This is a genomic window from Micromonospora sp. M51, from assembly GCF_018070305.1.
GTDB classification, from domain to species: Bacteria; Actinomycetota; Actinomycetes; order Mycobacteriales; family Micromonosporaceae; genus Micromonospora; species Micromonospora parva.
In genome coordinates this window covers 1-6,214 of record NZ_JAGPXZ010000349.1, presented here as the reverse complement: position 1 = coordinate 6,214, position 6,214 = coordinate 1, and the positions used below count along the sequence as shown (strand labels likewise).

Here is a 6,214-nt window from a genome sequence, read left to right as displayed (position 1 = left end):
TGCGGTTACTGCATCTCCGCCTGCCCGTACGGGGTGATTGATCAGCGTAAGGACGACGGTCGGGCGTGGAAGTGCACGTTGTGCTACGACCGGTTGGGTGTGGGGATGACGCCGGCGTGTGCGCAGGCGTGTCCGACCGAGTCGATCCAGTACGGGCCCCTCGACGAGTTGCGGGAGCGCGCCGCCGCGCGGGTGGCGACGCTGCACGAGCGGGGGGTGCCCGAGGCGCGACTGTACGGGCACGACCCGAACGACGGCGTGGGTGGGGACGGGGCGTTCTTCCTGCTCCTGGACGAGCCTGAGGTGTACGGGCTGCCACCGGACCCGGTGGTGACCACCCGCGACCTACCGGCCATGTGGAAACGCGCCGGCCTGGCGGCGATGACGATGGCGGTCGCCGCGGCGGTCGCGTTCATGGGTAGGCGGCAATGACCGACGAGACACCATCGAACGAGTCGGTCGGCGCCCGGTTCCGCGAGTTCCAGGCCGGCCTCGACCAGCCCGACGGGAAGCGCCACCGGCAGCCCGGCCGGCGACGCGGCGACGGCGGTGAGCAGCTCACCGTGCCGCCGGCCGACTTCGCCTCCTACTACGGCCGGCCCGTGCTGAAGCCGCCGGTGTGGAAGTACGACATCGCCGGCTACCTGTTCACCGGTGGCCTCGCCGCCGGAAGCGCGCTGGTCGGCGCGGGCGCCCAGCTGACCGGACGACCGGGGCTGCGCAAGGTGGGCCGGTGGACGGCGCTCGGCGGCGTCGCCGCCAGCACGTACCTGCTGATCCACGACCTCGGCCGGCCGACCCGGTTCCATCACATGCTCCGGGTGGCCAAGGTGACCTCGCCGATGTCGGTCGGCCCCTGGATCCTCGCCGCGTTCGGGCCCCTCGCAGGCGTGGCAGCGGTCGCCGAACTCGCACCGCTGCTCCCGCGGCATGGTGTGCTCGGCCTCGCCCGCCGGATCGGACCGCCCGTCGGCAACGTCGCCGGACTGGCCGCCGCGGCCACGGCACCGGCGCTGGCGACGTACACCGGGGTGCTGCTCGCCGACACGGCCGTGCCGTCCTGGCACGACGCCTACCCCTCGCTGCCGTTCGTCTTCGCCGGCAGCGCGCTCGCCGCCGCGTCCGGGGTCGGACTGATCGCGGCACCGCCCTCGGAGACCGCCCCACTACGGCGACTCGCAGTGGCCGCGGCGGCCGTCGAGTTCGGTGGGGGGCACCATCTGGAGCGGCAGGGCCTCACCGGCGAGCCCTACACGCACGGACGCAGCGGCCGGCTGGTCAAGGCGGGACGCGTCCTGCTGACAGTGGGCACGGTCGCCGCACTGGTCAGTCGACGCAGCCGGATCCTGTCGGCGCTCTCCGGCGCCGCCCTGGTGGCGTCGTCGATCGCGACCCGGTTCGGTGTCTTCGAGGCGGGACGGGTCTCGGCGCGCGATCCGAAGTACACGGTCGTGCCCCAGCGGGAGCGGCTCGACGAGAGCCGGTCGACGACCCCACTCTGAGCGGACCGACGAGGAAGGCGCCCCCTGACGGGGCGCCTTCTTCGGATCCGAGGAGAGGTGTGGGCGCGACGGGCCACCGCCGGCGCGGCCGGTCAGCCGGTGAACAGCTTCGCGGCGGTGATGGCGGTCTGGACGATGCCGTACCCGAGGAGCACCGCGACCAGCAGCCACGACAACCACAGTCGCCCGGTCTGGCTACCGACTCGTGGCGGCGCGGGCGGCTGGCTCTGCGGCCCGATGGCCACCGGTTCGGTGATGGTCGCCTTCGCCACGGGCGACGTCGGCCCCCGGTTTGGTTCGTGGAACCGCTCGGGCACCGAACGGACCAGCAGGTTCGCGATGAACCCGATGGCGAGGACGCCGACCATGGTGAACAGCGCGGGACGGTACGCCGCCGCGGTGAGTGTGCCGGGCTTGCCCTGCGTGTCGAGGATCCCGTTGACGATCAGCGGGCCGGCGACACCCGCGGCCGACCAGGCGGTGAGGATCCGGCCGTGGATGGCCCCGACCTGGAAGGTGCCGAACAGGTCACGCAGGTAGGCCGGCATGGTGGCGAAGCCACCGCCGTAGAAGGAGATGATGGCGGCGGCGATCAGCACGAAGACCGCTGTCGCGGAGTGCCCGGCCACGGCGAGCAGCAGGTACAGCACCATGCCGACGCCGAGGTAGACCATGTAGATGGGCTTGCGGCCGATGAGGTCGGACGTCGTGGACCAAACGAACCGGCCCGCCATGTTGAACAGCGACAGCACCCCCACGAAGCCGGCCGCCGCCGACACCGAGACCGTGGTGGCGGTTCCGTTGTCCCGGAAGAAGTCCTGGATCATCGGGCTGGCCTGCTCCAGGATGCCGATGCCCGCGGTGACGTTGCAGAACAGCACGATCCACAGCAACCAGAACGACCGGGTACGCACCGCGTTCGACGCGGACACGCTCGCCGTCGTCACCAGAGGTTTGGCGGCAACGCTCGCCGGGTCGAACCCGGCGGGCCGCCAGTCCGGTGCCGGAACCCGGACGTTGAACGGGCCGAACATCATGATCACGAAATACCCGATGCCGAACGTGACGAAGAGCGCCACGAGGGCGCTGCCCGACGCCACGGCGGCCGGGTTGTCGGGGTTGTAGCCGGAGTCGTAGAGGGAGAGCAGTTGGCGCGCGAGCGGGCCGGCGACCAGGGCGCCACCGCCGAACCCCATGATGGCCAGCCCGGTGGCCAGGCCGGGGCGGTCCGGGAACCACTTGATCAGTGTCGAGACGGGTGAGATGTAGCCGATGCCGAGCCCGATGCCGCCGATGACGCCGTATCCGAGGTAGAGCAGCCAGAGTTGTTGCGTCGCGATGCCGAGCGCGCCGACCAGGAACCCGGTGGCCCAGAAGCAGGCGGAGGCGAACATCGCCCGGCGCGGCCCGTTCTTTTCCACCCAACGGCCACCCACCGCGGCGGACGAACCCAGCATGACGATGGCGATACTGAAGATCGCCCCGATCGCCGTCTGGCTGGTGTCGAAGTGCGCGATGAGGGAGTTCTTGTAGACACTCGTCGCGTAGACCTGACCGATGCACACGTGCACAGCCAGTGCCGCGGTCGGGATGAGCCAGCGGCTGTATCCCGGGGGAGCGACAGTGTGCCGAGGATCGAAGACCGAGAGCATGGGCATCGTCCACACCTCCTGCGGCTGAGCGACGTTGCGGAGCTGTCCGACCCGGCAGTTGGCCGAGCGGCGCCGCCGCAGTGGCGGCCCGGCGCACGTCTGGCGATCAGCCGATTACCGGCTCTACCTCACGTTACGTGGCGACTTGTGCACGCCAGGTGATTACCGAAAAACGCGGGATGGCGACGTCGGCGCCCGCGGGTGAGGCCGGAAGGGGGCACGAAGCGGGGGCGGGCCCTCCGGCCCGCCCCCGACTGCTCTGTCGTACCGCTCAGTGCATCGCGGCCTTTGCGGCCGCCTCCTCCTGGGCGCGTCGTTCGTCCCCGCTGACGGTGTGCAGCGGCTTCTCCTTGATGAACAGCACGACGATCAGCGCCAGCAGCGCGAACGGCGCGCCGACCAGGAAGAGGTCCGCGGTGGCGATGCCGTACACGTCCTGGAGGATGCGTACCACCGGTTCGGGCAGGGTGGACAGGTCGGGCACCTCCGTGGAGCCACCACCGGCGGTGGCCGCCGGGCCGAGACGCTCGGTCGTCAGTGAGGTCACCCGGCTCGCCAGGACCGCGCCGAGGGCGCTGACCCCGATCGCACCGCCCATGCTGCGGAAGAACGTCAGCACCGACGTGGCGGCGCCGAGCTCCTGCGCCGGCACATCGTTCTGCGCGGCGAGCACGAGGTTCTGCATGAGCATGCCGACGCCGACGCCCAGCACGGCCATGTAGATCGACAGCACGACGACGCTGGTGTTGGCGTCGATGGTGCCCAGCAGCAGCATCCCGGCGGTCATCACCGCGGCGCCGGCCACCAGGTACGCCTTCCAGCGGCCGTACTTCGTGATGAGCTGGCCGGCCACCGTTGACGAGACCAGCAGACCGAAGATCATCGGGAGGCTCATCAGGCCAGCGACGGTGGGCGACTTGCCCAGCGAGATCTGGAAGTACTGGGACAGGAAGACGGTGCCGCCGAACATGGCGACGCCGACCAGCACGCTGGCGATCGTGGCCAGGGAGACCGTCCGGTTGCGGAAGATGTCCAGCGGGACGATCGGCTCCGCCGCCCGCGACTCGACGACCACGGCCAGGGCCAGCAGAACCAGACCGCCGATGACCATCAGGGCCGTCCAGCCGGAGGCCCAGTCGAACTTGTTGCCGGCCAGGGACGACCAGATCAGCAGGGTGGAGACGCCCGAGGTGATGAGCACGGCGCCCAGCCAGTCGATCGTCGCCTTGCGGCGGACGACCGGCAGGTGCAGGGTGCGCTGGAGCAGGGCGATGGAGATGATGCTGAACGGGACGCCGATCAGGAAGCACCACCGCCAGCCCAACCACGACGTGTCGACGAGCAGGCCGCCGATCAGCGGACCGGCGATGGTGCCCACACCGAAGACCGCGCCGAAGATGCCGGCGTAGCGGCCCAGCTCACGCGGCGGGATCATCGCCGCCATGACGATCGTGGCCAGCGCTGTCATGCCGCCGGCGCCGATGCCCTGGACGACCCGGCTGAGCAGCAGAACCTCGACGTTCGGCGTGAAGCCCGCGATGAGCGAACCGACCACGAACAGTCCCAGCGACAGCTGGATCAGCAGCTTCTTGCTGTACAGGTCGGCCATCTTGCCCCACAGCGGCACCGTCGCCGTCATGGCGAGCAGTTCGCTGGTGACGATCCAGGTGTAGACGGTCTGGCTGCCGTTGAGATCCGCGATGATCCGCGGCAGCGCGTTCGCCACCACTGTGGAGGCGAGGATGGCCACGAACATGCCGACCATCAGGCCGGACAGGGCCTGGAGAACCTCCCGACGCGACATGCGCGTGCCGACGCCGGCGGTGTCGGCGGGCGGGACGGTGGTGGTCATTGACGCTCCCTTGTCGGGTTTCTGGCGCAGCGCTGGCCCCGCAGCTGATGCGGCGGGGCAGAGACTGGCGGGTCAGGAGGGGGACGGCGGATCCGGCAGGCCGGCCGCGATCGCGGCGAACGCCTCATCGACGAAGTCGTGCAGCGGCCGGGTGTCGTCGTCGGCGGCCCAGCGCAGCATGGCGGTGCGGAAGGCGGCACCGGCGACAGCGATGACCAGCGGCGGGTGGCCGTGGTCGAGGCCGACGCCGAGGCGGGTGGCGACGATCGCGACCATGGCCTGCTCGGTCGCGCTGTTGCCGGCCACCAGCCGGGGCAGCAGCACCGGGTTCTGGGCGATGACCGTCAGTCGCAACCGCCACAACTCCCGGTCGGCCTGGATCGTGTCGACCGACTCGTCGAGGGCGACCCGCACGGCCTGCAGCGCCGACACCTGTGCGGGGGCGGCCGCCAGACGCGCCACGACCGGGTTGCCGTCGAGCGCCGGATCGTCGGTGAGGGCCTCGTCCTTGCAGGTGAAGTAGTTGAAGAAGGTCCGCGCGGAGACGTCCGCGGCCTCGCTGATCTCCTCCACCGTCACGTGCTCCAGGCCGCGTTCGGCGACCAGCCGCAGCGCGGCGGCGGTCAGCGCGGCCCGCGTCTGCGCTTTCTTGCGGTCGCGACGCCCGGTGGCGGCGTGGTCGGTGTCGGTCACGCGAGCGAGGCTAGGAGCGAAGTTGCACAGACTGCAAGTTTTTAGCGTGTGAAGTGATCTTCCTGACTCGGGACCGTCAGACGGCGACCGACGGATCCGGCCGGTCGCCGCGGGGGACGGCGCCGGTGGTCTCCAGGATGAGCGCGGCGACCAGGTCCGGGTCGTCGCTCATCGGCACGTGACCGCAACGGGGCAGCGTCACCACCCGTGCCGCCGGCAGGCCCGCCCGGACGCGCTCGGCCTGGTGAACGCCGAAGATCCGGTCGCGGTCGCCCCAGCCGACGGTCACCGGCACCGCCGGGTCGGACAGTCGATGGCAGTCGAAGCGGTAGTCGCGGGCGGCTCTGGCCACCGCGTTGAAGCCGCGTCCACGGCGTAGGGCGAGCGCGTCGCCCAGCGCGCGCTCGACGTCCAGCAGCGTCGGGCGGGCCATCCGCGGCGCGAAGCACAACGCCCGCAGGTACGCCGAGCGCAGCGCGACCCGCATGATCGGCGTGGGCAGGTACGAGTTGGCC

At 70.9% G+C, this 6,214-nt stretch carries 6 protein-coding genes; 2 read left to right on the top strand and 4 right to left on the bottom strand.

The window, feature by feature from the left end; translation table 11 throughout:
- Together KBX53_RS18965 and nrfD are read left to right on the top strand one after the other, a co-directional pair.
- Window positions 1-432 (top strand): 4Fe-4S dicluster domain-containing protein (locus tag KBX53_RS18965; protein WP_309140807.1); only part of this gene is annotated, 432 nt, incomplete at its 5' end.
- On the top strand, window positions 429-1,502 hold the full coding sequence (gene nrfD, locus KBX53_RS18960; protein WP_210860741.1) for an NrfD/PsrC family molybdoenzyme membrane anchor subunit: 1,074 nt from the start codon (window positions 429-431) through the stop codon (window positions 1,500-1,502). The genes KBX53_RS18965 and nrfD, both read left to right, overlap by 4 nt.
- Before the next feature lie 92 nt (window positions 1,503-1,594).
- On the opposite strand, the gene KBX53_RS18955 is transcribed toward nrfD, so the two are convergent.
- The 4 genes from KBX53_RS18955 to KBX53_RS18940 all read right to left on the bottom strand — a co-directional run.
- Window positions 1,595-3,154 (bottom strand): OFA family MFS transporter, encoded by a 1,560-nt coding sequence (locus tag KBX53_RS18955; protein ID WP_210860743.1) that lies wholly within the window; start codon window positions 3,152-3,154, stop codon window positions 1,595-1,597.
- A gap of 271 nt (window positions 3,155-3,425) precedes the next feature.
- Window positions 3,426-5,006: an MDR family MFS transporter gene (locus KBX53_RS18950; protein WP_210860739.1), complete on the bottom strand. Its 1,581-nt coding sequence runs from the start codon at window positions 5,004-5,006 to the stop codon at window positions 3,426-3,428.
- A gap of 72 nt (window positions 5,007-5,078) precedes the next feature.
- The gene (locus KBX53_RS18945) at window positions 5,079-5,699 is read right to left on the bottom strand and encodes a TetR family transcriptional regulator (protein ID WP_210860737.1); all 621 of its coding nucleotides are present in this window, start codon (window positions 5,697-5,699) and stop codon (window positions 5,079-5,081) included.
- A gap of 76 nt (window positions 5,700-5,775) precedes the next feature.
- Window positions 5,776-6,214 (bottom strand): alpha/beta fold hydrolase (locus tag KBX53_RS18940; protein ID WP_210860735.1); only part of this gene is annotated, 439 nt, incomplete at its 5' end.